Source organism: Cellulomonas sp. P5_C6 (assembly GCF_054049635.1).
The window spans coordinates 1-1,842 of record NZ_JBFULZ010000341.1; the positions used below are offsets into that span (position 1 = coordinate 1).

Sequence of the window (1,842 nt, forward strand, 5' to 3'; positions counted from 1 at the left end):
CCGGTGGGTCGAGCGGCGCACGGCGTCGGCGACCTGGTCGATCCCGGCCGCCGCCTCCCAGGAGCGCACCAGCGCCGCCGCGGCGCCGACCTCCCGCCGCGTGCTCGGCGGACTGCCGCAGGCGTCCACCAGGGCGCGCGCCGCGTGCCTGACGTCGCCCGTGACGCGCTCGGTCGCCGCGAGCCGGCGCTGCGCAGCCCGGGACAGCAGGTCCCGCAGCTCGGTCACGCCGGCGCCCGTCGTCGCGCTGACCGCCAGCACCGGCGACCCCACGAGCCCGTCGTCGGTGGCCAGTCGCTGCAGATCGGCCACCATTGCGCGCTGCTCCGCGGCGCTGAGCCGGTCCGCCTGGTTGAGCACGAGCACGACGACGCTCGCGTGGTCGGCGAGCCCGCGCAGGTAGCGCGCGTGCAGGGCGGCGTCGGCGTACTTCTGCGGGTCGACCACCCAGACCAGCAGGTCCACCCGGTCGTACAGCCGCTCGGCGATCGTGCGGTGCTCGGCGACCACCGAGTCGTGGTCGGGCAGGTCCAGCAGCACCAGGCCCGTGGCCTCCTGCAGCGCGCGGCTGCCCGCCACGTGCCGCTCCTGGACGTCGAGCCAGTCGAGGAGCTCGTCGGCGCCGTGCGCGTCCGTCCGGGCGCCACGGGCCGGCACGATCACCGCGACCGGCCGGCCCGTCGTCGGCCGTCGGACGCCGGGCTCCGCGACGCGCTCCTGCGCGAGCGCGTTGAGCAGCGACGACTTGCCCGACCCTGTGGCCCCCGCGAGGGCGACGACCGTGTACTCCCCGGACAGGGCGGCACGGTCGCGCGCCCGGCCGACGACTGCCGCCGGGGTCTCGAGGGCCGCGTCGGGGAGCCGGCCCCGGGCCAGGCCGACGGCCTCGTCGAGCGCGGCGACCCGTGTGCTCAGGCCCCCGCTCACCCGGGCCCCCGGCGCCAGCGGTTCCACCAGCGGGCGTGCACCGCGGGCTGGGGCTCGCCGCCCGCGTCGTGCACCGACCGCTCGACCGCCCCCGTCCCGCGCAGGTTGCCGTGCCCGCCGGCGGGCAGCTCCCCCGCGCCCCAGGCGGGCGCTGCCGGTCGAGCGCTCATGGCCGCCCGCACCCGGTCGGCCGCCGCCCGCAGCTCGTCGCCGTCCCGGCCCGCCGCGCCCACGGCGTCGAGCTGCCGCGTGAACCGGACCGACTCCTCCTCGAGCAGCGCGTCCGTGCGCTCGGCGAGCCGCTCGTGCGCCTCCAGCGTGAGCCGCCGGACGGCCTCGTCGCCGAAGACCGCCTCGAGCACCCGCTGCGCCAGCAGGGCCGTCCCGCCGACGATGCCCACCTCGGCGCCGGTCAGACCGCCGGTCGAGGCGAACACCGCGACCATGAGCACGGCTCCCAGGCCGTTGATGCCGTACGAGTAGGCCCGCGCGGCCGTCCGGCGCCCGGCTCCCTCGGTCTCCACCAGCCCCAGCACGTCGCTCTGCCAGGCACGCACCTGCTCGGCGGTCCGGGTGCGCAGGTCCCCCGACGCCCGTGAGAGGGCCAGCCCGTCCAGGAGCGCGAGCCCCGCTGCGTCGTGCCGCCAGACCGCGTGGGCGTGCTCGGCGGCCTGCTCGGCCGCGTCCTGGATGACGGCGGCGAGCCCGTGGGCGACGGCCTCGACCAGCGCCGGCTCGGCGGGCCGACGCCCGCGGACGAACCCGACGACCCGGTCGCGCAGCCGGGAGACGCCCTGCTCCAGGGACCGGAACCACTCGCTCGTGCCGACGACGTCCTGCCAGCGCGACAGCACCTCGCCGCGCAGCAGCGAGCCGTCCGACGTCGCAGCCGCCACCTGCGCGGCCGCCGTCGCG

At 78.5% G+C, this 1,842-nt stretch carries 1 protein-coding gene and 1 pseudogene; both read right to left on the reverse strand.

Features of this window, described 5'->3' with window-relative positions:
* The coding region (locus ACXJKG_RS20920) for a GTPase (protein ID WP_456847640.1) at nucleotides 1-927 on the reverse strand (927 nt) is incomplete at its 3' end.
* Nucleotides 924-1,842, reverse strand: a pseudogene (locus ACXJKG_RS20925) (ABC transporter); the annotation flags it as partial. The pseudogene ACXJKG_RS20925 and the gene ACXJKG_RS20920, both read right to left, overlap by 4 nt.